The 26,237-nt window shown below is 39.5% G+C and carries 29 protein-coding genes and 1 riboswitch; of the genes, 16 read left to right on the plus strand and 13 right to left on the minus strand.

All coding sequences use genetic code 11. The features are described from left to right. Window positions 1-943: 943 nt before the first annotated feature. The 3 genes from LS684_RS02780 to LS684_RS02790 all read left to right on the plus strand — a co-directional run bounded on the left by LS684_RS02780 (window position 944) and on the right by LS684_RS02790 (window position 4,987). On the plus strand, window positions 944-2,059 hold the full coding sequence (locus LS684_RS02780) for a metallophosphoesterase (protein ID WP_233809729.1): 1,116 nt from the start codon (window positions 944-946) through the stop codon (window positions 2,057-2,059). Window positions 2,060-2,117: 58 nt separating this feature from the next. Further along, window positions 2,118-2,291: riboswitch (Lysine riboswitch) on the plus strand. A gap of 121 nt (window positions 2,292-2,412) precedes the next feature. Further along, on the plus strand, window positions 2,413-3,699 hold the full coding sequence (lysA, locus tag LS684_RS02785; protein ID WP_233809731.1) for a diaminopimelate decarboxylase: 1,287 nt from the start codon (window positions 2,413-2,415) through the stop codon (window positions 3,697-3,699). Window positions 3,700-3,766: 67 nt separating this feature from the next. After that, window positions 3,767-4,987: a dicarboxylate/amino acid:cation symporter gene (locus LS684_RS02790; RefSeq protein ID WP_233811524.1), complete on the plus strand. Its 1,221-nt coding sequence runs from the start codon at window positions 3,767-3,769 to the stop codon at window positions 4,985-4,987. 44 nt (window positions 4,988-5,031) lie between these two features. Here LS684_RS02790 and LS684_RS02795 read toward each other — a convergent pair whose 3' ends face one another. Next, window positions 5,032-5,592 carry a DUF4256 domain-containing protein gene (locus LS684_RS02795; RefSeq protein ID WP_233809733.1) on the minus strand — a complete coding sequence of 187 codons (561 nt, stop codon included), beginning with the start codon at window positions 5,590-5,592 and terminating at the stop codon, window positions 5,032-5,034. A gap of 15 nt (window positions 5,593-5,607) precedes the next feature. After that, window positions 5,608-6,072, minus strand: coding sequence for a DinB family protein (locus LS684_RS02800; RefSeq protein WP_233809735.1), 465 nt, complete (start codon window positions 6,070-6,072; stop codon window positions 5,608-5,610). Window positions 6,073-6,520: 448 nt separating this feature from the next. On the opposite strand from LS684_RS02800, the gene LS684_RS02805 reads away from it, so the two are divergent. Continuing rightward, complete coding sequence (locus tag LS684_RS02805) at window positions 6,521-7,981, plus strand: protein adenylyltransferase SelO (RefSeq protein ID WP_233809737.1); 1,461 nt, start codon at window positions 6,521-6,523, stop codon at window positions 7,979-7,981. Between the two features lie 14 nt (window positions 7,982-7,995). Continuing rightward, on the plus strand, window positions 7,996-8,190 hold the full coding sequence (locus LS684_RS02810) for a YwbE family protein (protein WP_233809739.1): 195 nt from the start codon (window positions 7,996-7,998) through the stop codon (window positions 8,188-8,190). Window positions 8,191-8,412: 222 nt separating this feature from the next. Here the strand turns inward: LS684_RS02810 and LS684_RS02815 are convergent, their stop codons facing one another. Then, window positions 8,413-8,625, minus strand: a complete 213-nt coding sequence (locus LS684_RS02815; protein ID WP_233809741.1) for a hypothetical protein — start codon at window positions 8,623-8,625, stop codon at window positions 8,413-8,415. Window positions 8,626-9,461: 836 nt separating this feature from the next. Between LS684_RS02815 and LS684_RS02820 the strand changes: the two genes are divergently transcribed. The 4 genes from LS684_RS02820 to LS684_RS02835 all read left to right on the plus strand — a co-directional run bounded on the left by LS684_RS02820 (window position 9,462) and on the right by LS684_RS02835 (window position 12,610). Continuing rightward, window positions 9,462-9,671 (plus strand): helix-turn-helix transcriptional regulator, encoded by a 210-nt coding sequence (locus LS684_RS02820; RefSeq protein ID WP_233809743.1) that lies wholly within the window; start codon window positions 9,462-9,464, stop codon window positions 9,669-9,671. Further along, a complete protein-coding gene (locus tag LS684_RS02825; RefSeq protein WP_233809745.1) occupies window positions 9,665-10,087 on the plus strand; it encodes a hypothetical protein in 423 nt (140 codons plus the stop codon). Before LS684_RS02820 ends, LS684_RS02825 begins: the two co-directional genes overlap by 7 nt. A gap of 11 nt (window positions 10,088-10,098) precedes the next feature. After that, a complete protein-coding gene (locus tag LS684_RS02830; protein ID WP_233809747.1) occupies window positions 10,099-11,604 on the plus strand; it encodes a CPBP family intramembrane glutamic endopeptidase in 1,506 nt (501 codons plus the stop codon). Window positions 11,605-11,665: 61 nt separating this feature from the next. Next, window positions 11,666-12,610, plus strand: a complete 945-nt coding sequence (locus LS684_RS02835) for a TRM11 family SAM-dependent methyltransferase (protein WP_349293096.1) — start codon at window positions 11,666-11,668, stop codon at window positions 12,608-12,610. Between the two features lie 312 nt (window positions 12,611-12,922). Here the strand turns inward: LS684_RS02835 and LS684_RS02840 are convergent, their stop codons facing one another. Further along, window positions 12,923-13,855: a nuclease-related domain-containing protein gene (locus LS684_RS02840; protein ID WP_233809751.1), complete on the minus strand. Its 933-nt coding sequence runs from the start codon at window positions 13,853-13,855 to the stop codon at window positions 12,923-12,925. A gap of 831 nt (window positions 13,856-14,686) precedes the next feature. Between LS684_RS02840 and LS684_RS02845 the strand changes: the two genes are divergently transcribed. After that, on the plus strand, window positions 14,687-14,902 hold the full coding sequence (locus LS684_RS02845; RefSeq protein ID WP_233809753.1) for a hypothetical protein: 216 nt from the start codon (window positions 14,687-14,689) through the stop codon (window positions 14,900-14,902). A 97-nt stretch (window positions 14,903-14,999) separates the two neighbouring features. On the opposite strand, the gene qoxD is transcribed toward LS684_RS02845, so the two are convergent. The 5 genes from qoxD to LS684_RS02870 form a co-directional block, all read right to left on the minus strand. Beyond that, window positions 15,000-15,302 (minus strand): cytochrome aa3 quinol oxidase subunit IV, encoded by a 303-nt coding sequence (qoxD, locus tag LS684_RS02850; RefSeq protein WP_233809755.1) that lies wholly within the window; start codon window positions 15,300-15,302, stop codon window positions 15,000-15,002. Window position 15,303: 1 nt separating this feature from the next. After that, on the minus strand, window positions 15,304-15,909 hold the full coding sequence (qoxC, locus tag LS684_RS02855) for a cytochrome aa3 quinol oxidase subunit III (protein WP_233809757.1): 606 nt from the start codon (window positions 15,907-15,909) through the stop codon (window positions 15,304-15,306). Further along, window positions 15,899-17,875 carry a cytochrome aa3 quinol oxidase subunit I gene (gene qoxB / locus LS684_RS02860; RefSeq protein WP_233809759.1) on the minus strand — a complete coding sequence of 659 codons (1,977 nt, stop codon included), beginning with the start codon at window positions 17,873-17,875 and terminating at the stop codon, window positions 15,899-15,901. Before qoxB ends, qoxC begins: the two co-directional genes overlap by 11 nt. Beyond that, window positions 17,865-18,872, minus strand: coding sequence for a cytochrome aa3 quinol oxidase subunit II (gene qoxA / locus LS684_RS02865; protein WP_432418814.1), 1,008 nt, complete (start codon window positions 18,870-18,872; stop codon window positions 17,865-17,867). Before qoxA ends, qoxB begins: the two co-directional genes overlap by 11 nt. Window positions 18,873-19,283: 411 nt before the next feature. Then, on the minus strand, window positions 19,284-19,832 hold the full coding sequence (locus tag LS684_RS02870) for a DUF4240 domain-containing protein (RefSeq protein WP_233809763.1): 549 nt from the start codon (window positions 19,830-19,832) through the stop codon (window positions 19,284-19,286). A gap of 145 nt (window positions 19,833-19,977) precedes the next feature. Between LS684_RS02870 and LS684_RS02875 the strand changes: the two genes are divergently transcribed. Both LS684_RS02875 and LS684_RS24270 read left to right on the plus strand, forming a co-directional pair. Then, entirely contained in the window at window positions 19,978-20,223 is a 246-nt protein-coding gene (locus LS684_RS02875; protein ID WP_233809764.1) for a hypothetical protein, read from the plus strand. A gap of 13 nt (window positions 20,224-20,236) precedes the next feature. Next, the gene (locus LS684_RS24270) at window positions 20,237-20,455 is read left to right on the plus strand and encodes a spore germination protein (protein WP_432418790.1); all 219 of its coding nucleotides are present in this window, start codon (window positions 20,237-20,239) and stop codon (window positions 20,453-20,455) included. Here LS684_RS24270 and LS684_RS02880 read toward each other — a convergent pair. The 4 genes from LS684_RS02880 to LS684_RS02895 are packed head-to-tail and all read right to left on the minus strand — an operon-like array spanning window position 20,450 to window position 21,751. Beyond that, entirely contained in the window at window positions 20,450-20,746 is a 297-nt protein-coding gene (locus LS684_RS02880) for a hypothetical protein (RefSeq protein ID WP_233809766.1), read from the minus strand. The genes LS684_RS24270 and LS684_RS02880 overlap by 6 nt on opposite strands. Before the next feature lie 2 nt (window positions 20,747-20,748). Then, a complete protein-coding gene (locus LS684_RS02885; protein WP_233809768.1) occupies window positions 20,749-21,096 on the minus strand; it encodes a hypothetical protein in 348 nt (115 codons plus the stop codon). 5 nt (window positions 21,097-21,101) lie between these two features. Then, a complete protein-coding gene (locus LS684_RS02890) occupies window positions 21,102-21,299 on the minus strand; it encodes a hypothetical protein (protein ID WP_233809770.1) in 198 nt (65 codons plus the stop codon). Between the two features lie 23 nt (window positions 21,300-21,322). Further along, window positions 21,323-21,751 (minus strand): Hsp20/alpha crystallin family protein, encoded by a 429-nt coding sequence (locus LS684_RS02895; RefSeq protein ID WP_233809773.1) that lies wholly within the window; start codon window positions 21,749-21,751, stop codon window positions 21,323-21,325. 352 nt (window positions 21,752-22,103) lie between these two features. Here LS684_RS02895 and LS684_RS02900 point away from each other — a divergent pair, with 352 nt between their 5' ends. The 4 genes from LS684_RS02900 to LS684_RS02915 all read left to right on the plus strand — a co-directional run bounded on the left by LS684_RS02900 (window position 22,104) and on the right by LS684_RS02915 (window position 26,215). After that, on the plus strand, window positions 22,104-23,546 hold the full coding sequence (locus tag LS684_RS02900; RefSeq protein ID WP_233809775.1) for a PAS domain-containing sensor histidine kinase: 1,443 nt from the start codon (window positions 22,104-22,106) through the stop codon (window positions 23,544-23,546). Between the two features lie 75 nt (window positions 23,547-23,621). Further along, a complete protein-coding gene (locus LS684_RS02905) occupies window positions 23,622-23,852 on the plus strand; it encodes an excisionase family DNA-binding protein (protein ID WP_233809777.1) in 231 nt (76 codons plus the stop codon). 17 nt (window positions 23,853-23,869) lie between these two features. Further along, entirely contained in the window at window positions 23,870-24,859 is a 990-nt protein-coding gene (locus LS684_RS02910) for a Gfo/Idh/MocA family protein (RefSeq protein ID WP_233809779.1), read from the plus strand. Between the two features lie 813 nt (window positions 24,860-25,672). Continuing rightward, window positions 25,673-26,215 (plus strand): helix-turn-helix domain-containing protein, encoded by a 543-nt coding sequence (locus LS684_RS02915; protein ID WP_233811525.1) that lies wholly within the window; start codon window positions 25,673-25,675, stop codon window positions 26,213-26,215. Window positions 26,216-26,237: the final 22 nt, after the last annotated feature.

Raw genomic sequence — 26,237 nt, forward strand, 5'->3', positions numbered from 1 at the left:
TTCCCCAGTTGAAATCACTACTAAAGTTACGGTTTTTTCCGAAAGAATCATACTATTGTAGATTTGTTGTTTGAGGCTGAGAGGTGGTTCTCGAATCCAGAGTTTGCACGTGACCAACTTGTGAGCGAACGCTCCTTTTTTGAGCGTTCGCTCACACCGGGGCGGAAATCGCTCACTTTTTGAGAATATCGCTCGCATTCGACAAGAAATCGCTCGCGTTCGACACGTTTTCGCTCGGTCGATGTGGATTTTCGCTCAAAATGAGGTTTTCCCCAGTTGAAATCACTACTAAAGTTACGGTTTTTCCGAAAGAATCATACTTTTGTAGATTTGTTGTTTGAGGCTGAGAGGTGGTTCTCGAATCCAGAGTTTGCACGTGACCAACTTGTGAGCGAACGCTCCTTTTTTGAGCGTTCGCTCGCACCCGGGCGGAAATCGCTCACTTTTTGAGAATATCGCTCGCGTTCGACACGTTTTCGCTCGGTCGATGTGGATTTTCGCTCAAAATGAGGTTTTCCCCAGTTAAAATCACTACTAAAGTTACGGTTTTTTCCGAAAGAATCATACTATTGTAGATTTGTTGTTTGAGGCTGAGAGGTGGTTCTCGAATCCAGAGTTTGCACGTGACCAACTTGTGAGCGAACGCTCCTTTTTTGAGCGTTCGCTCACACCGGGGGGGAAATCGCTCACTTTTTGAGAATATCGCTCGCATTCGACAAGAAATCGCTCGCGTTCGACACGTTTTCGCTCGGTCGATGTGGATTTTCGCTCAAAATGAGGTTTTCCCCAGTTGAAATCACTACTAAAGTTACGGTCTTTTCCGAAAAAATCACAATTGAAGTGGTGTTTCTTTTCTCAATCCGCCTCCCAATACTTCAAATTTGATAAGATGTTTTCTTCTAAAGTAAAATGGGTTTATTATAATGGAGGAAGGAAACTTCTTATGAAACAATTTTCGATTTTCGCCAGAATTGTATTGGTTATGCTCGTATTTAATGGCTTTCTTTTTTATATCGGGTTAAATATTAAGGCTTATTTAACTAGTTTTCTAGCTGTGGATTTAGCAGGAGTCTATTGGTTTGTATTTTTCCTGCTTTGTTATTCTTATTTTCTGGATCGTTTGACTCGACATTTTGCATTTTTTCGAATCGTTGGCTCGTTTATGCTTGGCTTTTTTCAATATGCGCTTGTTCTTTTTCCGGTTGCCAATTTGATCTATTTCAGTTGTCGTGCTACAGGAATCTCTGCATCTGAATCGACGTTTTGGATTGGTAGTGCGACTGTCTTCGTTCTGCTCCTTCTCTTTGCTTATGGAATGTATAATGCGTATAGTCCAACTGTAAGAGAGTATCAAATTGATGTTCCCAAACGGATGGATGGAAAGGAAACACTTCGGATTACGATGGCATCTGATATGCATTTTGGTCGTCTTTCAGGGATTGCTCATGCGAAAAGGCTAGTAAAGGAAGTAAATGAAACCAAGCCAGATGTGATTTTGCTCGCTGGGGATATTATTGACGATGAACTTACTCCTTTTCAAGAAAAGAAGATGGGCGATATATTACAGGAGCTTCATGCCCCTTTAGGAGTGTTTGGGGTGCTCGGCAATCACGAATATTATGGGGGTCAGGTGGAGGAGTTTGTAGAAGAAATGAGGCGAATTGGTATCCGCATTTTGCTTGATGAAAGTGTCTTAATCGATGATCGTTTTTATCTCGTGGGGAGAAAAGACAAGACGGACCGAGGGAGAATGTCCTATCATGCATTGACTTCTTCATTAGATCCGAGCTATCCCATCATATCCATGGACCATCAGCCGGCAGAAATTCAGCAGGCGTATGAAGCGCGTGTGGATCTTTCTTTTTCAGGACACACCCATCGTGGACAAATGGCTCCTAATCATTTAATTACGAAGCGAATTTTTGAGCTTGATTGGGGCTATTTGCAGAAAGAACAACTGCATGCATTCGTTTCATCAGGCTTTGGTTTCTGGGGGCCGCCACTTCGAATTGGGAGCCGTTCAGAAATCCTTCAGGTGGATGTAACGTTTGAATCTTGATTTGACAAAAATTTTGAATTGATGGTATAGTAATGCAAAACAAACGAATATTACACTCTCTGATAATAGAGGCGCGAGTATGAGAAGTATCTTCTTGGAGAATAATGGATTCTGTGAAAAGAAGAGAAAGGCAGATCGCCGAAACAACCAATAGCCATTCTATTGCTTGTTGGGCTAGTACTGAATAAGTGCTAGACTGTCACAATGAACATTGTGGAGAACTATTGAAGAGATGTTGATACATAATCTTCATGAATAGATTATCCATTTATTTTTGTTGACCTACCGTATGAGCATCGCTTCATACGGGTTTTTGTGTTTTTCAGAGACGTGTGGAAAAGGAGAATGAAGATATGTACAGAGTGGATACGAATGTAAAAGGCCATTTAGAAATAGCCGGGAAAAGTACAACTGATTTAGTGGAAGCTTACGGAACGCCACTTATGGTTTATGATGAAACAATGATTCGTGATAAAGCGAGGGCGTTCAGAAATGCCTTTATCGAAAGTGGTTTGAGCTTTCAGGTCGCCTATGCTAGCAAGGCATTCTTATGTAAAGAAATGGTGAGATTAGCTGATCAAGAGAACTTATCATTGGATGTGGTTTCAGGAGGAGAGTTATACACGGCTCTTGAAGCAGGGTTCCCAGCAGAACGAATCCATTTTCATGGGAATAACAAATCTGAAGATGAGCTTTCCATGGCACTTGATGCTGAGATTGGCTGCTTTGTAGTCGATAATTTTCTAGAGTTGGAACTGCTTCATGATCTAGCGAAGCAGCGTGAGCAACGGGTCAATATTTTATTAAGAGTGACACCTGGGGTGGAAGCTCATACCCATGATTATATTATGACTGGTCAGGATGACTCGAAGTTTGGCTTTGGTATTACGAATGGACAGGCGGCACAGGCAATCCAAATCGCGCTAAGAAAACCATTCTATACGGTTCTTGGAATTCACTCACATATTGGCTCACAGATTTTCGAGCTCGATGGGTTTGAAAAGGCGATTCTGGTGCTAGCTGACTTCTTGCAAGACATGCGTGCTCAATATGGCGTTATTCTACCTGTATTCAATATCGGCGGAGGCTTTGGTGTTCGCTATACAGAGGAAGATCAGCCACTTCCAATTGCTACATATGTAAAAGCCATTGCTGAAAGTGTGAAGTCTTTGTTTACTGAGCATCAATATCCGCTTCCTGAAGTGTGGATTGAGCCTGGAAGAAGCATTGTTGCAGAGGCAGGTACGACGTTGTATAAGGTCGGTTCAAAAAAAATCATACCTGATATTCGTACGTATGTAGCGATTGATGGAGGAATGACTGATAATATTCGCCCAGCTCTATATCAAGCGAAATACCATGCGATACTGGCTAACCGACCTAATGAAGAGTGCACGGAGCTTGTAAGCATTGCAGGTAAATGCTGTGAATCAGGAGACATGCTGATCTGGGATTTAAAGCTGCCGCCGACTAACTTCGGGGATATTCTCGCTGTATTTAGCACAGGTGCCTATGGGTATTCAATGGCTAATAATTATAATCGTATCCCTAGACCTGCCGTTGTTTTTGTAAAGAATGGGGAATCACGTGTCGTCATTGAGCGTGAAACTTATGCTGATTTGGTAAGACGTGACCGATAATCATCGAACATCAAGAAGACATTAGATCTTGTTAGATTTAAAGGAGACAGAAGAAATGAGACACATAATGAAAACCTATGGCTTAGCCATTACACTGCTATTATCTATTGTTATTGGTTCGATTCTTGGGCTAACGATGGGAGAGAGAGCGCAAGTATTTAAACCGCTGGGAGATATCTTTTTAAACCTGTTATTTACCATAGTTGTTCCGCTCGTATTCTTTTCTATTTCATCAGCAATAGCTAACCTCGAATCAAAAGGGCAATTTAAACGAATTATTCGAACGATGCTAATTGTGTCTCTTATTACGACAGTTGTTTCAGCTGTAATTATGATTTTTGGGGTGAAAATTTATTCCCCTACAGAAGGAATAACTATTGAACTTGAGGCTGTTGAAACCGAAGACATTCAATTAGGAGATCAAATTGTTCAGACCTTTACAGTGAACAATTTCACTGAATTATTTAAAAGGGAAAACATGCTTCCGCTTATTTTGTTTTCTGTGGCACTAGGATTTGCTACCAATCAGTTGAAGGAAAAAGCGGCTCCATTGAAAAAATTACTGCAAGCTGGAGCAGATGTTAGCATGAAGCTAGTTTCCTATATTATGTATTATGCTCCAATCGGATTAGCAGGCTATTTCGCAACGTTAGTGGGAACATTTGGAGCAAGCCTGTTGTCCTCTTATTTACGGTCATTCTTACTCTATTTAGTTGTTTCTCTTGTTTATTTTGTCGTACTGTTTACTTTATACAGCTTTATTGCAGGTGGACCAAAAGGAATCAAGACGTTCTGGAAGCATAACTTATTGCCATCAGCGACGGCGATCGGGACACAAAGCTCGGTTGCTACAATACCAGCTAACTTGGATGCAACGAAGAAAATGGGTGTTTCCAACGCTGTTAGGGAGACGGTTATTCCAATTGGTGCCTCCATACATAAAGATGGATCGGCAATGGGAGCCATTTTAAAAATTGTATTTGCTTTCGGAGTTTTAGGTATTCCATTTGAAGGGCTTAATACGTACTTAATCGCGATTATGGTGGCAATTGTAACAGCTGTCGTAATGGGAGGAATTCCAGGCGGTGGATTAATTGGGGAAATGTTTATTATTGCGGCATACGGATTGTCACCTGAGGTGCTTCCTCTACTAGCAGTTATTTCTACCATTATTGATATTCCAGCTACACTTCTGAACGCAACAGGAGATAATGCGGTAGCAGTCCTTGTTGAACGGTTTACAAAGAAAAAAGGGGAAGAAGCAGCCCCAGAGTTTGCTGAAGCTTAAGGAATGAAAAGAGATGAGTATGTTCATCTCTTTTTTCATTATATTTAAACGGTTAGAGAGCTACGAAAGCCTCTCGCAGAATAGTAGGAATCTGCCCCGTTGTGATAGACAAACACATGACCAAAACGATAATCGCAAAAAAGGGCACCGCCGAGCTCTCTTATATCCGAAGGAGTTTGGATCCAGCTCGATGTTTTCTTGTCAAATATATCGAGTAGTTGGAGCGCCCGATACTGCTCTTCAGTAAGTATGTCTACACCCATCGAAGCTGCCATCTCCATGGCGCTATTTCCAGGTTTGTTCTTTTTTCTTTCTTCTAGCGCTTTCCTGTCGTAACAAACACTTCTACGGCCGTCAGGGCTTTCCGGGGAACAGTCGCAGAATCGGTATTCGTCCGTTTGATTATTATAATCCACAACATCCGGCTCACCACCAGTTCGCTCCATTTGTTGGAGTGACCATAATTTATCAGGGTGAGCTTCCAGTTTAGCCACAATTTTTCCCCATTCAAGGCCAATATGACGATGCATATTTTGTTCAAAGCGAGATTTCAATAACTCGAGCAACTCTTCACGTTGCTCCTGAGAAAGCTCTTTCATATCCATGTTTTTTCGCTCCTTTTATCCATTAATCGTGTCGTATAATTGTTTGAAATGGTGCTGGTCATGCTCAGCTAATCCTTTACAGTACTCGTAGAAGGACAGGGTCCTAGTTCCAATGGTGAAGCTATTCTCCCACTGCTTATCAGCTACGTCAGCTAATGCTTGATATAATGCCGTTCTTGTAGTGGTATAACGGTCTATAGTCGTCTGCTGCGCTTCCTGCCGAGCTACTTGTGCGCCACGTTCATTTGTTTCCTTCACATCTGATCCCACTGGTAAGTCTTCTCCCAAAAGTATATAAGGAATACGTTGCTCTAGGACGAAATCATCCCAAGGGATAAAATGGCCAATTAATTCTGCGACCGTCCATTTCCCCATTCCAATCGGTTTTCGCCATTCTTCTTCTGTCAATGTACGTAGGGATTGGACATATTCGATCGTTTGAAAAAAATGTTCTAGAATTTCTTTTTTATATTGGTTCACAAGTCCACCTTCTTAAAGTAAATACCGTCCTAGTATTATTTTAGCAAAAATTCTGTATAAAACTGAATAAAAATTTGCTTGCTGTTAACTCAGCACTCCCTACAACACAATAAGATGAAGCCAATCAAAAGCTGTGTTATTTATCTCTTTTTGTATCTTGGGCTTAGTAGTAGAACTAGGTTGATTGAAAGGAAGGGCAGGAGACTCCTGTGGGATTAGCGGGCAGGTGTGACCCCGCTGGTGCTTTGCTTTAGTCGTTGAATTAGGCTCACCGCCCGCTCCGCGGAAAACGAAGCATCCTGTAGTGGAAAATGAGTAAATTGTTCCTTTAAGGACTTTTTCAGTAACTTCCAGTAAGATAGGAAAGGTATAATATACATATGCATGCAGAAAATGATAGAAAGAACTTAGAAGCATATAGTCTACTTTTTGGAAAGAAGGGATATGAATGACAGAGGAACGAGTGAGTGGATGGAATCTTGACCATACATATACACAATTGCCTAAGATGTTCTTTGACCTACAACAACCAGTACCTGTTAACGCACCTGAAATAGTAGTGCTTAATGATAGACTGGCTGCGAGCCTTGGATTAGATGCTGAAGCTTTAAAGGAGGATGTTAAAGTATTCGCTGGAAACGAGGTTCCTGATGGGACTTTTCCGTTAGCTCAAGCATATGCAGGACACCAGTTTGGGAACTTTACGATGTTAGGCGATGGGCGTGCGGTGCTTATTGGGGAGCATTTGACTCCAAAAGGTGAACTTGTGGATATTCAATTAAAGGGAGCTGGAAGAACGAAATATTCAAGAGGGGGGGACGGGAGAGCTGCACTTGGACCGATGCTCCGTGAATACATCATGAGCGAGGCAATGCATGGCTTGGGCATCCCTACGACCCGTAGTTTAACCGTAACCTCCACTGGAGACGCTATAATTCGTGAAAAAAAACTACAAGGAGCTATTCTCACTCGAGTAGCAGCTAGTCATATTCGTGTGGGAACGTTTCAATATGCCGCTCAATGGGGTGAGCTTGAAGACCTTCGCCAACTCGCAGACTATGCAATCAATCGTCATTATCCAGCTATTAAACAGGATGAAAATCCATATCATTCACTATTAAAGGAAGTAATCAAGCGACAGACAGCTTTGATTACAAAGTGGCAGCTAGTTGGGTTTATCCACGGAGTGATGAATACTGATAATATGACGATTAGCGGCGAAACAATTGATTATGGACCTTGTGCGTTTATGGATACGTATCACCCTGAAACGGTATTTAGCTCGATCGATCACCAAGGGCGATACGCTTATATGAATCAGCCGTATATTTGCGGATGGAATCTCGCTCGCTTTGCCGAAGCCCTTATTCCACTGCTCCATATGGATGAAAAGAAAGCCATTCAAATAGCCCAAGATGAAATTTCACACTTTTCCACATTATATCAACAGCAGTGGTATGAGGGCATGAGAGCCAAGCTCGGATTATTCCAAGAGGAAGAAGAAGATAAGACTCTAATCGATCATCTGTTAGGGCTTATGCAAAAACATGCTGCGGATTACACGAATACCTTTCGAGCACTAACGCATGACAAGATAAAGGAAGAAATGTGGTTTCAATTAGATGAATTCCAACAGTGGTATAAGCGCTGGCAGGATCGCCTTGAGAGACAAGGGCAATCAAAGGAGGCAGTCTACGAGCTCATGAAAAAAAGCAATCCGGCTGTCATTCCGAGAAATCACCGAGTAGAAGAAGCCCTTGATGCGGCTGTGGACAATGGAGATTATCACGTAATGGAACGATTGCTGGCTGTATTGCAAAATCCGTTTGCGCACAATCAAGAGCAAGAAGAGTACTACCTGCCTCCTTCGCCAACTGCAGAGCCATATCAAACCTATTGCGGCACATAAAAGGAGAGACAAATATGAACGGAAAAAATAGAAGTCATATTCAGATTGGCAAACGAGTAAGCGTTGTTCAAAAACAAGATCAACGAACGGGCAAGCTAACTGAAGGTGTAGTCAGCAAAATCCTTACCAACTCCCAAACCCACCCGCATGGCATTAAAGTCATGCTAGAAGGTGGTATTGTGGGGCGAGTGAAAGAGTTAATAGAATAGGAATTAGCATAAGAAAGCCAACCTTATCAAACTAAGTAGTTCAGATAATGTGGAGAAAACCTAAAATTACAGCTCAAAAACATACGTTTTTGCAGTGTAAATAGCAAGTGAATTAACAATACAATTAATGCAACAATAAAAAGCTTGGGATATTCCAAGCTTTTTGTTATTGAATGTGTTGTTCTTATTTGATTAAAGCACCCGGTAGTGAAATTACTAATTTCACTCTTTATTTTCGGTCTTCTCAAAGATATATTTAAAAAAGAAATATAGACCAATAATCAACGTTAACCAGGGAACCCAAGGAACAATTGAATGTAACAAAGGATATTCATAATATTGCAAGTAGTATCCTGCAATATTTTTTACAATTCCATTGATAAAAAACATAAATAAAGATGTTGAAATAAAAATTGAACCAGCAATAAGTTTCATTTTTCACTCCCCTTTTAATCTGAACCCATATAATTCGATACTGATAATTTAACTGTCTTTTTAAACAATCCTGCTTGTTAGTTGAAGAACTGAATTTACATAATCTTCAAATTTATTTTACCATATAATGTTATAAATCCTTGATTTTTCTCGCAACAGATTAATAATTACATTGCAATTTACAAGTAAAATAGCACCCTAATTCGCACAATGACAATAGCCATTGTCAAGTTGTTATTACGGGTGCTATTTGTTATGTTATTTTGTTGTTAATTTCTTATAAAACATTGATGAATTAATGAAAACATCCCTGCTATTTGCTGTGGTATAAGGTATGCTGATTCATTTGTTATTTACACTGTTTCTCCACAAAAACTGAACTACTTATTATCAAACAGTTGGCTTTTTTTATTTAACTTTAGGCATTCACCATTTGTTGTTGAGTTCTTCTAGTATGGAGTGGATGATTGCGGCCATGTGACCGGAGTTATTCTCTGTTGCTTCTGATAAACTGTGGATTTCTCCCGTGATTTGCTAAAGTGGAGTTTGCAAACGATTCACAGGCTTATCCACATATTCAGAGTTATTAACGGCCTATTCCGTGTTATCCACAAAATTGGCTTCACGTTTATGGTTATTGAAGGAGTTTACTTGTACATAGTTACTAGAATTAACACAGATATTCGCTCAGGTTAGTGTATATGTTACAATAGCTTTTTTTGCTGTGTCAAACTTGGAGTAAAGTAATGAATGATTTGCAAAATGACAACTATTATTTACATTAAGTTAAATATTATGTACAATGAAGGTAATAACTGTAAAGGAGAATAGTGGAAATGTTGAAAAATAGAGTCCGTGAGCTACGAGCTAGATTCCGATTCACTCAACAAGATCTCGCAGACAACATAAAGGTATCGAGACAGACAATTGGGCTTATTGAAAAAGGAGACTATGCCCCTTCTATCACGCTAGCCTTGAAGATGGCAGAAGTTTTTCAAGTGTCTGTTGAAGAGATATTTTACTTAGAGGGAGAGGACTTATGTTAAGGCGAATTTTTCAGTCACCTATTTTTAATATGATACTGATTCTAGGGTTTGGTGTGATTTTGTTAGGAGAGCATTATGATCATGTCCCTAAATGGTTAAGTGTAGATCCTTATGTATTAGTGATTCCCATCTTTATTTTACTTGGTATTATTCCAATATATAATTGGCGCAATCCAAATGACCGCATAAAGCCAACTCTTATTCCGATGGAGTTTAAAGAGGAAGACGAAGGCCTACAGTGGATCACCTTTAAAGCCACTAGGAAAGTTTATATTTTCTACGCTGTCTTTATGCCTTTTGCAATCGCAATTACGGCCTACTTGAACCATATCAGCTATATCCCTTTGATTCTTCTAACAATTATGGGCATGACCCAGTATTTCATCTTCTGGTATGAGGTAAAAAAACATAAGTAGGGGGAGCAAACTTGGACACCCAAACGATCATTTCATTGTTTGTGATTTTAGGATTACTCGAAATAGGGATGCTCTTTCTATACGTACAGTATAAGCGTGGAATGGTAGAAGGGAACCCGTTTTTTACTATTTTCAAAAAAGAAGTAAAGATCCTATACTATGCCTTCTTCAAATGGAAGAAGCCAAATTCCAGGTTTTTGCTTCATCAAAACTCTAGTTATTTTTGGTTGTTTCTTGCATTAATGCACGAGCAGTTAATTGAAATGGTTTTCTTACATATTTATATGAAACAAGAGGATCCAGCACTCGCCAATATTGTTACCGCACTACATATCTACAGTGTTTTTTATATCATGGGAGACTATAACTGGGTGAGAAATTCGCCAGTTCTAGTGAAAAATAATCGTGTTCACGTAAGGATCGGTGCCAGAAGAGAGTTACACTTTCACCTAAAGGATATTGCTCATTTTCGAAAGGCGTCTATTCAATACAACAAAAGCGGTGGAATGATTCATGAAAAAGGTGTCTTTCATGTGACGGCATTCCCGAGGGAGCTTACGAGAATATTTGGCATGAGTGATGAGCTTCAATATGAAATTATTTTTAAAACCCCTCTCCAGTCTAAAGGCTATTTCGGGCAAAGAAAAGAAGTAAATAAAGCACTTCTATATATCGATCAATCTGATGAGCTTATTGAGTTTTTGAAAAACGAAATGGAAAAGCAGGTTGATGGAGATGAGTTTGTTGAGGAGGGAGTAACTAAACCATTTAAAAATTTTAAGATAAATTGGCGATTATACTTCTCTCTAATCCTATTGAATCTAACGGGGGCGATTGCACTTGCACCATATGCCATCGCGAGAGGGAACTATCATGAACAAATGGGAGTTTCAGAGATTCTATTTTCCATCATTTTTGTAGGGCAAATTCTATTAGAAGCAGCTATTCTGATTATTATTGCCATGTTAATAAGTAAGAAGATTGGATGGGACCTGCCATTAATAAGTACAATAAATCGAAGGAAAGACCTACCTTCTTATAAAAATAAGATACTGGCAACGGTGGGGTACGGAGTTGGTGCAGCCCTGTTGATTTTGTTAACGAGCTACATTATTTCAAAGCCACTTGGAATCGATAACTCCTCCATTAATGAACCTGTATGGTGGCTTGGAGTATTGGGTTCATTTGGTGCGGCTGCAACAGAAGAAACGATTTTCAGATTGTTTCTCGTAACCTTTCTACTTTGGATGTTTATGAAACTACCAAAAGTGAAAAGGACGCAAGCAAATTGGTTAGCGATTACCGTAGCAGCCCTCATTTTTGGAGTGCTTCATTATGGAGTAGCTTCTTCCACATTTGAAATGACAATGGGTCTATTTGCTGGGATGCTGTTAATAAACGGCATAGGGGGAGTAGTCTTTGGGGCGCTGTTTATTTTCTGGGGATTTGAATTTGCTGTGTTAGCTCACTTTATGGCTGACATCGTTATTCACGTAGTAGCTCCTCAATTTATTTAGGTAGAACATTTCCGCTTATACTCCTTTATGGGTTATGATAAGAAAGGAAATGGAGATGGAAATGTTGAATGAACCTGCTACCTATTTGTACACCTTTGCTTGTCGTGAGGAAGAACAATCATTATGTCAGTTAGAGAGGCGTTCCTTGTTTGGAGTGGATACCGAAGAAAATGTGATAAGCAGTCCGCTTAAAATCGATCCAAGCAGAAGCCCTTTTATTAAATTTAGAATGGCTGTAATTTTTACAAGTGAAACAATAGAAGATTTAATAGAAAAAATCAAAGAGATCCCCCCATTTAAAGACCGCTTTAAAGTTGCAGTAATTAATTTGTCTAAGGAGGATCAAGAGAAAATTAAGTATTCCAAAAGGCGAGAGATTGAGCGGCGTGTGGGATTAAGCATTCAAGGAGAGCCGGATTTAGTTCAGCCTGAAGTGATCCTCGCAGTTTTGAAGGTTAATAATCGTTGGTATTTCGGAAGTTATATGGAGAACAAAAGTGTATGGCTTTTCCACCAAAAAAAGCCTCATTCTTATTCAACTGCACTAAGTACACGCGTCGCTAGAGCAGTCGTCAATATTGCGTTACCTGATCCCATTGGGAAGAAAGCAATTGATCCATGCTGCGGGATTGGAACCGTAGTTGTAGAAGCTCTTTCTATGGGGATGATAATGGAAGGAAGTGACATCAATCCACTTGTAATGAAAGGGGCACGAGAAAACATTGCTCACTTTGGATACAAGGGTGATGTAATAGTACGAGATATTCGGAATGTAACTGGAGCATATGATGCGGCCATTATTGATATGCCTTACAATCTTTGTTCGGTGTTATCTAAAGAAGATCAGCTTGAGATGCTCGAGAGCGCAAGAGGCTTTACGGAAAAGTTAGTCGTCGTCACGATTGAACCAATTGATCATTTGATCAAACAAGCAGGTTTCAAAATATCTGATCGCTGTGAAGTAACAAAAGGAAATTTCACTCGTCAAGTGATTGTATGCGAGTAAAACGAGGCTGGGACAAACGTATTTCAGTTAATGGTATATCCGAACTATCAGGAGTTATCTCCGTTACTAGTTCGGGTATTTTTGTTTATTCGGAAAAAATTTCTAATTAAATAGAATGGAGCGGAAGACACTCGACTCCAACGGGAAATAGAGGAAAGGCTGAGACACCAAAGCGCAGCAAGGAGGCTCAGCTTCCTCCCCGCGGAAAGCGAGTGTCTGCAGCTCAGGTGGAACGAACTTGTTTTTACAACCTAAAAAGTCATTGTTCGTCTTTGAGAAGGAGTCATTTAGTTATGACCCAGCCTCTGTTATCTATGGAGAAATACTGTATCCATCCTTTTTATATATGTAAGTACCTAGCAATCTCTTTGCTGTGTGGCGGGAGGTAAGCTGAAGAAACGTAGAAGCATCCTTATTTTTTATCGTTTTACTAACTATTAAGGCATAGTCTTGCAAGGCATCGATGTGAGCAGATTTAGATAGAGAGGAGCAATTGGGACAATGCCAGCAACCATGGATTCTATTCATCGGAATATACATACACGTAGGACACTGGACTCCTCTAATTAAATCAAAAAAGGAGAGCTCAAATTTTTGAAGAATGTCATAAGAGATGGGAAGATTGTTTTTTTGTAAAATGCGTGTTAGTTTCCGAATTTCCGATATTACTAGTGCATCTCTAGGGTGGTTTTTCTCAAGTGTAGCAACTTTATCCTCAATAGCAGCTGCATGACAGATCGATTGAATATTACTATCTGACTTTATAATCGTGGAAGGATTACTAATCACAATTAACCAGCATACGGGAATTTTCGAGAAATTATGCTTAGCTAACCAGTTCATAAGATGCTGATGCTGACGATTCACCTGTATAGTAGGGTCAGGAAAGCCTTCTTCTTTCTGGTGAATAGTCCGAACAAGTTGATTAAATGACTTATCAAAAAACAACGTACCGGAAATGTTTTTCACTTCGATAATTAAAATGAACTTTGAGGAAATGATGAGGGTATCAATTTGGAAGAAGTGGACGTTATCCTTTAAACGAAGATCATGAAGAATTGTATAGGAGTGGGAAGGCAAATATGTTAAATAATAGTCAATAGACTTTTCCCCTTTAAACCCTGCCAACTGCTTCGCTAAGTTTGCCTCAATCTCTGCTCGTTTTGAGTGACTAGCAGGTAACCTACGCAGCAAAGCTTGTAATTGCAAGATTCTCACAGGAACCTTTCGCTCTTTCGAATGCATATATCCAACTCCTTTCAGAATAACAAGATAATTCTCTGTCCGTTCAAAGGATTCCTTCATTTGATGTGTGACGATTTTGGGAAAGATAGGGGGGGAGCCAAAAGGGTAATGATTTTATGAAGGTGGTGTGGAAGACAACCGGACCCAATTGAAAATGCATAAAAATGTAAAAAACCAACAAAAAGTACGATTGTTTCGGAAAAACCCGTAACTACAGAAGGAAATATAACTGAGGAAACCTCGTTATGAGCGAAATTCAGCCCTGAGTGAGCGAAAGTGGGTCGAAGGTGAGCGAAAACCTGCCGAATGCGAGCGAAAATCACAAAAAGTGAGCGAAATCGAGATAGGTGTGAGCGAACGCTCCAAAAAGGAGCGTTTGCTCGGAAGTTGGACACGCGCAAAATTCGGAGGACAACTGAACCTACTTGAATAAACACGAGAAATGTAAACAACCAACAAAAAGTACGATTGTTTCGGAAAAACCCGTAACTACAGAAGGAAATATAACTGCGGAATCTTCGTTATGAGCGAAATTCAGCCCTGAGTGAGCGAAAGTGGGTCGAAGGTGAGCGAAAACCTGCCGAATGCGAGCGAAAATCACAAAAAGTGAGCGAAATCGAGATAGGTGTGAGCGAACGCTCCAAAAAGGAGCGTTCGCTCGGAAGTTGGACACGCGCAAATTGAGTAGAATAAACGGGTCCTAATTGAATAAAGCTAGTAAAAGTCCTAGACACAAACATATACAAAAAAATAAAATGTGAACAAACGGTGACATTTGTCTGTCTTTTCTGATAATATAATAGGTAAAATAGTGTAAAGGTGGTAAAGAGAATGGGAAAACTTCTAATGTACTTTTATTTATCAGTTAGTGTGTTTTGTTTTGTAAACGCTTTCTACGCTGTATATATGCACCAATATCCACTAGCAATGCTATCGATTTTTCTTTTGGCTGTGAATCTAATTTTCTTCACTCTGTTCAAGAAAGAGCAACCTTCAATGTCTGCTAAACCACAGCTACGATTAATTAACAGTTCGGTAAAAAGATAAGAGGGCGCCCCAACATCATTGGGAACGCCCTTTCTTTTTATAAGAGATAAAACCTTAAAGTGAAGCTGAAAAAGCTTCAATTGGAACTTCTGCTTTTTTAGTGGGAGTGTCCTGAAGTCATGACCCAGATGGAGCCAGCGACAATGACAATAGCTAGGAAAGCAGAGTACAAGATATTTACGGTGTTCGTTATTTTGTCTTCGCCTTCACGCAAATGCATGAACATGAAGATTTGGATACCTGCCTGCAAGATAGCTAGTGAACCGATGATCCACATGATGGCTTTTGCAGATAGAGAGGTTTGTAGTGCTACCCAAGCGGCACCGAAAGTTAATACGAGTGACATGAAAAATCCGATTACATGGCTTAGTGGAAAGCTTTTAGTTGTATCATTACTCATTTTAACTCACCAACCCTGCTAAATAGACAAATGTGAAGATAAAGATCCAAACCACATCAAGGAAGTGCCAGTATAAGCCGAAAATAAAGGCTTTTCGTGCTGTAACTGGAGTAAGCCCTCTTTGGAAAAATTGGATGATTAAAAGGATCGCCCAGCCAATCCCCATTGTAACGTGCAGTCCGTGAGTCCCTAGCAAGACGAAGAAGCTAGATAAGAAAGCACTTGTTTGCATCGTTGCACCGATATGTGTGTAGTGAGCAAACTCTTTGATTTCCATGAAGAGGAAGCCAGCACCAAGAAGAAGTGTAAGGACTAGCCAAATCAGCATGCCTTTTAAATTCCCTCGGCGCATTTCAAAGGTTGAAATGCCCATCGTAAAACTACTTGTTAAAAGAAGAAACGTCATGATGAAAACGTCACGTACAATGAATAAATCCTGCTGAGTAGGACCGTCTGCATAACGATTCCCAAGTACTCCATATACCCCGAAAAGGGTAGCGAAGAGAACAATCTCAGCACCAAGGAAAATCCAAAATCCGAGAATGTTCAGGCGGTTTTGCTCTGTTTGATATTCTAATGGAAGGGCTGTATTGACCTTAGCTGACATGATTCTTCGCTCCTTTCTGTGCATTTCTCCAAGAACGCTCTGTTTCAATAATTTCATCTTTATGAACATGGAAGCCATCGTCATAATCGAATGAGCGGAAAGCTAAGCCTGCAAGAATTCCAATAGCCGCAACGCCTGCTGCGATCGTCCATTCGAATACGAGAAGGAAACCAGCTACTCCGAAGACAACGCCCATATATAATGGAATCCATGTCCGGCTTGGCATATGGATTTCTTCCAAATCATGATCTTTAAGTGGCTGAATCTCATCGTTTTTCTTCATGTGCCAGAATGCATCGAGTGATTTTACTTCAGGTAATGAAGCAAAGTTATAATGCTGAACTGGTGAAGAAGTTGCCCATTCAAGTGTTCTCGCATCCCATGGATCGTGGGAAATGTTGCGGTCTGCATTGCGTGCGCTCCAGTATAGGTTATAACATAGTGCCGCAAATCCTGCTGCTAGAATAAGAGAACCGAATGCTGAAATCATCATTAATGGACCAAAGCCAGTTTCTTCTGAATACGTGTAGGCACGACGAACAGCTCCGTCTAAACCTAAGAAGAACATTGGCATGAACGTAACATTGAAGCCAATTGTAAATAGCCAGAAATGCCATTTTCCAATTTTCTCATTCAGCATGTAGCCGAACATTTTTGGCCACCAGTAGTAAAGTCCAGCGAAGATTGGGAAGACAACCCCTGGAATTAATACATAGTGGAAGTGAGCTACTAGGAATAACGTATTATGGTATTGATAATCAGCTGCTGCCATCGCAAGCATAACTCCTGTAACTCCACCGATAACGAAGTTCGGAATAAAGGCAAGGGACCAAAGCATAGCGGTTGTGAACTTAATTCGCCCTTTCCGCATGGTAAACAGCCAGTTAAATATCTTAACCCCTGTAGGGATTGCTATTGCCATTGTGGTAATAGAGAAAAATGAGTTTGCAGCTGGACTATTCCCCATTGTATAGAAATGGTGAACCCATACAAGCATACTTAATACGGAAATCGCTACAATGGAAATGACCATTGATTTGTAACCGTAAAGAGTCTTACGAGCAAACGTTGAAAAAATATCTGAAAGCATTCCAAAGGCTGGAAGAACTACGATATATACCTCAGGATGACCCCAAAGCCAGAACAGGTTTGCCCAAAGCATATCGACTCCGCCACCAGAAATCGTAAAGAAATGCGTTCCGAAAATCCGGTCAAAAGTCATTAAAGCAAGAGCGACTGTGAAAATTGGGAAACTCGCGACAATAATGACGGATGCAATAAAGGATGTCCAAGTAAACATTGGCATACGCATAAGCGTCATCCCTTTTGTTCTCATTTTTAAAATCGTTACAACAAAGTTAATCCCTGACATCAACGTACCTGCGCCGGCAATTTGGAGGCCGACAGCATAATAGTTGTTCCCAATCCCTGGACTAAACTCCTTCCCGGCAAGTGGGAAATAAGAAGTCCAACCAGCATCAGGTGAACCACCGATTACGAAAGAGATGTTAAACAGCATTGCCCCGCTGAATGTAAGCCAAAAGCTTAGTGCATTTAGCTGCGGGAAGGCAACATCGCGAGCACCGATTTGTAAAGGTACTGCGAAGTTCATTAACCCGATTAATAATGGCATCGCTACAAATAGGATCATAATGACACCATGAGTAGTAAATACTTCATTGTAATGCTGTGCATTTAAGAAGCTATTCTCAGGTACAGCTGTTTGGCCTTTCATCATAAGGCCATCGACACCGCCTCGGAAAAACATCACAACTCCGAGGAGAATGTACATAATTCCTATTCTTTTATGGTCAACAGTTGTAAGCCAATCTGTCCAAAGATAGTTCCATTTTTTAAAGTAAGAAATGGCGGCCACAGCTCCAACAGCAGTTAGAGCAATGGCAATTTGTGAAGCAAAAATTAACGGGTCGCCAGTGACGAAAAACTCATCCCATTTAATGCCCACTATGGTCACCCCCATGTGAATCCTTTGATTCTTCCTCGTGCTTCATATTCTCATGGCCATCATGATCCCCATGGTTCATTTCTCCATGGCCCTTGTGCTCATTTTGACCGTCTTTATTTTTATAATTATTTTCATCTTCGAAAATTTTCCCAGGCCATCCATGTCCTCGGTCGTACATTTCTGGGTTTAGGTAATTCTTCGAATGTGGATCTGAATGGTCAACCCATTCTAAATGCGTATTAGAGAATGTTTGGCGTCCAAGGTGGGACGGCTCAAGCATTTTTTCATATTCAGCTTCCGTCATTTTTGGAGCTGTATCTTTTACTTCTTCAATCCATTCGTCAAATTCTTCTTGCGTTTGAGAAAGAACTTCAAATTCCATTCCCGCATAGCCTTGACCATTGAAGTTTGTATTTCTACCAACGAATGACCCAGGATTATCAGCTACTAAGTAAAGCTGTGTCTCAGCCTTTGCCATCGTATATTTTTGTCCTCCGAGTGATGGAATCCAAAAGCTTTGCATGGTTCCGGCAGATGTTAGACGAAAATCAACTGGAGTATCCTCTGGGATATTAACATAGTTTACAGTCTCAATTCCTTGCTCCGGATAGCTGAAAATCCACTTCCAGTCTGCAGATGTTACATGAATGATTAATGGTTCTTTGTCCTCGTAACCTTCAGGGATTTCTTCTAAGGCGTAGATCGTTTTCACCGTAGGAATCGTTAACGCTACAATGATTAATATTGGAATAACAGTCCAGATAATTTCAAGAACTGTACTTCCGTGTTCTTCAGGTGGTTCATAATCCATATTGTCTTTTCTTTCTCTGTATTTCCAGACGATATAGGCAAAAAGGGAGAACACGACAACTGTAACAAGTATCATTAACAAAATGGAGAAGTTAATGAGTTCAAGAATTTGCCTTGCAACAGGCCCCTCTGGATTGAACACAACCATATTATTTTCACAGCCACTTAATAAAAGTAGCGATAGCATTGATATAAATGAAATGAGCAGCAGTTTAGACTTTTTCACCTTTTCATCTCCTTTCAAATAGAAAGACTTTGTTCATTGTATCACAAAGAAATGTGAATTTATTCACAAAGTTGTGCAATTTTGTCCAATAAATTTTGGAAAAAGTGCTCTTAAGGTGTGATTTTTGTCACAGCATCTTTCTTTAAGATGATATTACCACAGAAACTATGTTAGAAAACGAGAGTAATTGTGAACGAATTATGAAACCTTTAATTGTAAAAAATGGTCTCCATATCCCGAGGTGGATTCTCTTAGTGAGAGGAGGAGATTTATAGAAATATAGGAAGATAACTAGAGCAAATATCTTAATCAAACGTTTGATTAATTGAAAAAAGCTAGCCACTTATATAAGTTGCTAGCCTTATAAAGAATTTATCCAAGTGGATCTTCACCAAAACGTTCCCATAGTAATGGAAACAGCTCTTCCAGATCATCCTCTTCCCAATTAAGATCAATGTCTTCAGTAGAAGATAATCTCTTTTCATCTAGAGAAGAAAGAAATTCGTCATATAATGAATCATCCCACTCCAAATCGCCTGTTTTAATCAAAGAATACGCGTCAAATCCGACAGACAAGAGTTCTTCGTTTTGTGGATAACCTTCTTCATCGAGCCTGTCGTCTGAGATATATTCAGCTAAATACTCTGGATTCTGCAAAACACGATTATATACTTCTTCCCCTTGGCCTATGAGCCATCCGCGGAAATAGTCGAATGTATCATCAGAACACCCACCCATTATTACATAAGCTGCTGCCCATAGGTTTGATTGGTAGCTCTCATTCATAATTCTCTGGAGATGCACTTCAAACTCTAGAATGGTATCGAGATCCTCTGTGACTAATCGGTCAGTTAGCCAGTCATTTTGTTCTTCTTCTCTTTGAGATGCCTTTATTAATGACCAAAATTCATGCTTATGCATAGTGTCCTCCTAAATGAGTTAGAGTTATTGTTAGTCTATCACTGGGGAGTTGATTTTAAAGTCAGCCGAAAGGAGTGTTTTATCTTTCACTCATTTTTATTAGGCGAATACAATAACCATAAACAATTAAAAGGGAGGATTACTAATGCCATTTTCAATTGTTCTAAACCAAATTAATGCTAATAATATTAGTGAAAATGCAACGATATCAACAGGGCAAAATAATCAGGCAGATTGGTCTTGGCAAGGGAAAAATAATATAGCCGCTGGTCTCAACGTGGGATTGATTTTTATTACGAATAATGTGAATATCATTTCGGATAATGATGTCATTGATACTCCAGTAAGTAATCCTGAAATTAATAATCCGCAGCCTAATATACAGTACTAGGAGCGATCTTAAGATGAATGTTTCGATTGAATCAATACATGTTAACACGGTTACAGAGAATTCAAGTGTAGCGGTTGGCCAAAATTATCAGCTTTACTGGAGGTCCAACTCAAAATTGAATGTAGGTTTGGGAAATACTGTAGGGGAATATAATTGGATTGTTTCAAATCAAAACGTAGTTTACGATAATGATTTAATCGATATGCCTATTAATAACAGCTCTTCCTCATAGGGGTTTGCTAGATTCTTGTAGTCTTTCCTTTACAAGCTGCTGTACCCAGGAGGGGAGTTCATCTGGAGAGGTGTGATTGCCGAGAATATCGAGTATGGCAGAATCCTGTAATAAAGATTTTAAGCCTTCAATATGATTGCCATCTCCGCTAATATTTCCTAACCCCTGGTTTATTTTTTGATGATTCATAAAGCCATGCTGAAGATTATTCCCCATGCTAACGGTAGATGCACCTTCAATGGTGCCAATTCGAATGGAGCCAATGATGAAATTTGGTGAAAAAATGGACATTGCTACTCACCCTTTTCATTAAAAGACACCGAGTATCCTTTATTTGTGGAACTAATCGTCTGTTCGTCCTCTCGGCTAGTTTTTCTTTTCGACGGAGGGGATGCGAAATTATTCCCAATATTCAATGATCCGCTCAGCTCTTCGATATCAAGCTCATCTAAACGAAAGCTTAATTCCTCCATAGTTGGTTGATGAATATCAATATGTTCGATATGAAAGTGGTATTCAATCCTTTGGTCTTGCGATTCTCGTTTTGGTGGTTGAGGTGGTTTCTCATTAGATAGCTGCTGAATTTTCTTTTCTAGTTCCATTATTTTTTCTTCAAGCTTACGCTGCTTTTGCCAGAACACGAGAATCACTCAAATCTGTCATTTTTTTTGATGACAATATGTTTCCCATGAAGAATTCGATTGCCGTCCCCAATCATGATGCCAAACCCTTCATTTTTTTTTCCATGGTGGCTATTATCAATATGAACATTATCCCCAGAATAAACTCCAGACATTTCAGAAAGAGTGTTGATCTTTAGCTGTTGAATATTCATTTTCACCATATACAATCCCCCTTGTAAGTAGACTAATCTTCGCTAACTGGAATGGTTTGCTCCTGAACTTCCTTTATTAATGAAATAATCAATACACCATTGCGGTAATGAGCTTTCACATTTTTGCTGGAAATATTAAATGGAAGAGATAATTGACGCTTGAAAGCTCCTAAGTATCGTTCATGTATGATTAAGTCATCTTTATTTAATGGGTATGGATAAGGGATGTTTCCAATTATGGTCAATTGACAGCCACTAATAGTAATCTGAACATCACGAACAGAATGAAGGCCTGGAAGCTCTACATAGATATAGCACTCTGTGTTTGTTTCAAAAAGATCTATTGCAGGGCCTTTTTTGGGAATGACCCCTTGTAAGTCTTGCCAAAACTGATCTCCTAATACATCTTGAACTTGCCCGGCGACGTTTTCCCAGTCGATATGATTATGGTTTTTTCCCATTTCATCACCTCATCTATTTCATTTTATTTAACAGAGGGGATGAATATGAAAATTAATCAAGAATGCAGTTTCTTTTCTAGGTTGATTCAGAGTGAGATTCGGTTGCGCATTTTTATAGGACTAATAGTCTAGAATTGCTTTTGGATACGATCTTGTTGTGACATAAAAAGGAAAAATAGGATATGTTGATTATTGATAATACTATGATAAATGTATACTATTTATTGTAGATACATATAATTTAATATACTAGTAACGGTATTGTGATGAGTGAATACAGCCAAAATGAGAGTGGAGTTACCTACTTTTATTTTGGCTTTCTTTATATGTTGCATGAAAGGATATTAATCGAATGAGTAAAGTGGGAGTAGAGGATCATAAGTGTGACAAATTGCTTGAAGATTATATAAAAACACAAATCGATCAAGGTTATTCTATTGTGACTGATCGTAGCACGGCTTATTTTATTTTGGACCGAGAGCAGCGTTTTGCATATGTGAGTGATGCTTGTGAGCAATTAGTAGGACTCGAATTTACACAATTTTCTTCGAGGAAATTAGACGATCTTTTCTCGAATGGATTAGCCCATTTTAATCATGTATATATTCAACCAAATGTACATCATTTTGATGATGAAATAAGGGGATGGAACGGAGTCTGCGTGGATGTGAACGTGACCATTATCCCGATTTTTCACCAGGAACATTGTATTGGCTATTATTATGTGATAAAGGATATTTCACAGATCAAACGAAATAGAAAGCTTCAACAAGAGCAAGCACGGTTTTATGAAAAGCTTGTGGAACAATCACCAGACCCTGTTTTTATATTAAAGAATGACCAAATCATTAATGTAAATCATGTAGGAGCTTATCTCCTTGGAACGGTGGATAAAGAGGAGATTATAAAAAGCTCGATCTATCAATATATAGAGCAGGAAACGATCGGAGTTTTTCAAGAAAAAATAGCGCTTGTTGAATCGGGAGAGATCACGGATTTGTTTGAACAGAAGCTAAACCGGCTTGACGGAGAAGTCATCGATGCAGAAGTAAAAGCATTTCCAACTGTGATGAAGAATGAACAGGTCATTCACCTCATTGTCAGAGATATCAGTGAGCGAAAGAAGTTATCCCACATTTCAGAAAAGCAGGCAGCAGCCGGTCAGCTAGCTGCAGGGATTGCGCATGAGATTCGAAATCCTATTACCTCGATTAAAGGGTTTATTCAGTTGATTTCTGATGGAAAAGGCGATAGTCAGGTATATTTAGATATTATTAATTCAGAAATATTGAGGATCGAATTCATTTTAAAAGAACTTCTCGTTCTTGCCAAGCCAACTAAGCATAAATGTGAGAATGTGAATATCCGACTGCTGTTAGAACAGGTTGTCACAATTATGAAATCTCAAGCAGTTCTAAGTAATATTGAAGTGACAACTAATTTTGAGGTATGTCATACGACAGTAAATTGTGACGAAAATCAATTAAAGCAGGTCTTTATTAATTATATTAAAAATGCGATAGAGGCCATGTCAGGTGGCGGGCAGCTCGTTATTGTTGCAAAAGAAGTGGATGAGATGCTTCAAATTAAGTTTATCGATGAGGGAAGTGGCATCCCTCATGAAATTTTGCATCGTATCGGAGAGCCATTTTTTACAACTAAGGAAAATGGGACAGGCCTTGGTATGCTGGTTAGTCAACAAATTGTGAAAGAGTATAAAGGAACAGTCGATATTAGGAGTAATTCACTAGGGACCTGTATAGAAGTGCGATTACCAATTGTGAGTGAAGGATAATGCACGTAAATATGAATCTACGGAAAGTTATGTTAGTATAATGTTCGAACGGGTGAATCAAAAAGGAGTTATCACATGTATTTAACGATAAAGGAAGCTGCAGAGTATTTGTCCATTTCAGAGCCGAGTTTAGAGAAATTGATCGTTCAGAAAAAGGTTAGAGCGGTGTTTGATGGCGAGCAATATTTAGTGTACAAAGATCAGTTTGAAACACATGTAAAGCAATTAGAGAAGTATCGTTCGCTCGTAGAAGAAATCATGAATGAGCCGATACCTGAAGATCGTGATATCAAGGACGAAGACTAGCTGAGGAGGATACACATATGATTAGATTTGGTGTGATTGGAACGAATTGGATTACTGAACGTTTTCTAGAGTCTGTAAAAGAGCTAGAGGATTTTACGCTAACAGCTGTTTATTCTCGAACAGAAGAAAAAGCGAGAGAGTTCGCGAACAAATATAACGTCGACACTATTTATACAGACTATGAAGAGATGGCGAAAAGTGAAGTGATTGATGCTGTCTATATCGCAAGTCCGAATTTTTTACATAGTGAACAAAGCATAGTTTTTATGAATCATGGCAAGCATGTGTTATGTGAGAAACCATTGGCATCAAACGTTGCCGAGACGAAAGCGATGTTCGAAGCGGCTAAACAAAATCAAGTAACTTTAATGGAAGCTATGCGAACAACGCTGATGCCTAATTTTAAAATTATTATGGATAATTTACATAAAATTGGTAAGGTGCGCCGCTATTTTGCTAGCTACTGTAAGTATTCTTCTAGATATGATGCGTATAGAGAAGGAACCGTGTTAAACGCATTTAATCCAAAGCTTTCAAATGGTTCGCTAATGGATTTAGGCATTTATTGTGTGTATCCGATGGTCGTACTTTTTGGAGAACCGAAAGACATCAAAGCAACGGGAGTTTTGCTTGAAACGGGTGCTGATGGTTCTGGAAGCATTGTTGCTCAATATGACGAAATGGATGCTGTAATTATGTATTCAAAAATCAATGATTCTTACTTACCTTCTGAAATTCAAGGGGAGGACGGAAGTATAGTAATTTCCGAAAATATCTCCTCTCCAGATGATATAGAAATCCGTTACAAGGATGGTACGGTGGAGAAAATTAGTCAGCCATATGCCAAATTAGAAATGTACTATGAAGCAGATGAATTTGTTCGCCTCATTAAAGAGGGCAAAACGATGTCTGACATGAATAGCTTTGAAAACTCGTTAATTACGGCAAAAATTATTGAGGCAGCTCGTAAGCAAATTGGTGTTATTTACCCTGCCGATGAAAAGTAAGTAGTAACTGAACATGATTCTTTCTTTGTAAAAACGATTGCAGAGAGAGGGTCATGTTTTTTGTTTAAGTAGAGTGGTTGTGGTTTTGTATTAGGCCAACTTGTGAGCGTTCGCTCCGTTTATGAGCGAACGCTCACACTTCCCCTGAAATCGCTCACTTTTAGCGATTATCGCTCGCATTCGGCAAGATTTCGCTCACCCTCGGTACATTTTCGCTCACACATGCCAGGTTTTCGCTCGTAATGAGGAATGCCACAGGTGAATCCGGTTCAGAAGTGACGGTTTTATCCGAAACGATCAAATTTTTGGATCTGGAAGGATAAGAATTGGTTTACCGGTGATGAGTTGGTGAGTTGCCCTAGGCCAACTTGTGAGCGAACGCTCCGTTTATGAGCGAACGCTCACACTTCCCCTGAAATCGCTCACTTTTAGCGATTTTCGCTCGCATTCGGCAAGATTTCGCTCACCCTCGGTACATTTTCGCTCACACATGCCAGGTTTTCGCTCATAATGAGGAATGCCACAGGTGAATCCGGTTCAGAAGTGACGGTTTTATCCGAAACGATCAAACTATTGGTTCTAAGTCGAGAGAAATCAATATGTGAGCGGCAAGTTAGAGTGGGGCACCGAAACAATCCCATGCTCCAAAGTATAGGTACACACTTCAAAAATACTCAGTTTTTTTCCCAAAAGGGAATTGTCAATTACCGACAAATTTCTTATAATTAATTCCAGTTGTAAACTAAAAGTAATGTAATATTAAACTTTCTTTACTTGAAGTTTAATCATTATAAACAATAAAGAGGGAATATGATGGATATAGGGAAGCGAATTAAAAATTTACGTATAAAGAAGAATTTGACTCAGGAGGAGCTTGGGGAGCGTACTGATTTGAGTAAAGGATATATTTCTCAGCTGGAGCGAAATTTAAGCTCGCCGTCTTTGGAGACCTTTTTTTCCATACTGAATGTGCTTGGTTGTAGTCCAAAGGATTTCTTTGATGAGGCTGTTTCGGATCAACGAGTAGTGTATCCGCAGGAAGAGCAAATGGGTTATGTGGATGAAGAACTAAAATATGAAATTCAGTGGTTGGTCAATGAGTCAAATGAGAAGGAAATGGAGCCTGTATTACTGAAGCTATATGAAAAGGGAGAGTTCAAAAAATTTCCCCCATCGCTTTCAGAAACATTTGGTTATGTTTTAGAAGGAAAAGTGATTGTGCAGCTGGGGCGCCATACATATCGTGCTACTAAGGGAGATACGATTTACTTTCATGCGTCTGAGGAGCATCAAATATTAAATGATTGTTCAGGTGTTTCGGAGTTACTTCTCGTAGCGACCGAATCCTATTTATAATTTTTTTCAGGGAGAGATGGGA

The organism is Cytobacillus spongiae, assembly GCF_021390075.1.